Origin of the sequence: Shinella agrisoli (assembly GCF_046557955.1) — a bacterium.
Classification (GTDB): Bacteria; Pseudomonadota; Alphaproteobacteria; order Rhizobiales; family Rhizobiaceae; genus Shinella.
In genome coordinates this window covers 1-852 of the sequence record NZ_JBJIEP010000068.1, presented here as the reverse complement: position 1 = coordinate 852, position 852 = coordinate 1, and the positions used below count along the sequence as shown (strand labels likewise).

Genomic DNA, 852 nt, shown 5'->3' with positions numbered 1-852 from the left:
CTAGGATGAGGACTCATTCAAACCCATGCGATGACTGCTGAAACGAGAGCGATGGCTGCGAGATAGTTTGTTGCTAGGCGGTCGTAACGGGTTGCGATGCGCCGCCAGTTCTTGAGCTTGCAGAACAATCGCTCGATGACGTTCCTACGCTTGTATGCTGTGCGATCCAGCGGATAGGGTATCTTTCGTGCCCGTGATGATGGAATGACGGCTTTTATGCGGGCGTTGCCGAGCCAGTCCCGCAGGCTGTCGGCATCGTATGCCTTATCTGCGAGCAGACGCTTTTGGGGTCTTGCGACCTCCAGCAGTGGAATTGCCATCTTGATGTCGGCGATGTTTCCCGGCGTCAGACTGAAGGCGACCGGTCTGCCGCGATCATCGGCCAGACAATGGATTTTGCTTGTTCTTCCGCCACGTGACGTACCAATCGCTTGTGCCCATGCCCCCCTTTTGAGCTTTGTGCCGAGCGCTGCGCCTTGATGTGCGTGCTATCGATAGAAAGCTCCTGTGGAACAGGACCGTTGGCGGCCATCCTCTCGAAAATACGATGCCAGATGCGGCGGCGTGCCCAGCGATGGTAACGGTTGTAGATGGTTTTGGCAGGGCCGTATTCAACTGGAACGTCGCGCCAGCGGCAACCTACCTTCAGCACATGCAGGATACCGAAAATGACGCGCCGATCATCGACGCGTCGAGCCTCCGGCTGGTTCTTCGGCAGATGCGGTTCAAGGGCAGACCATGCCGCATCCGAAAGCCAGAACAGATCGCTCATCGCGGGCCTCCCGCTTCGAAACTCAAAGCGACAAGGAATCAGTCAATAAAGACAATTCTTTGATCAGGTCCCCATCCTAG

Annotated in this window: 1 pseudogene; it reads right to left on the bottom strand. The window is 56.3% G+C overall.

Going from position 1 to position 852, the window contains the following annotated elements:
• Positions 1-17: 17 nt before the first annotated feature.
• Positions 18-772, bottom strand: a pseudogene (locus ACIIOY_RS26790) (IS5 family transposase).
• Positions 773-852: the final 80 nt, after the last annotated feature.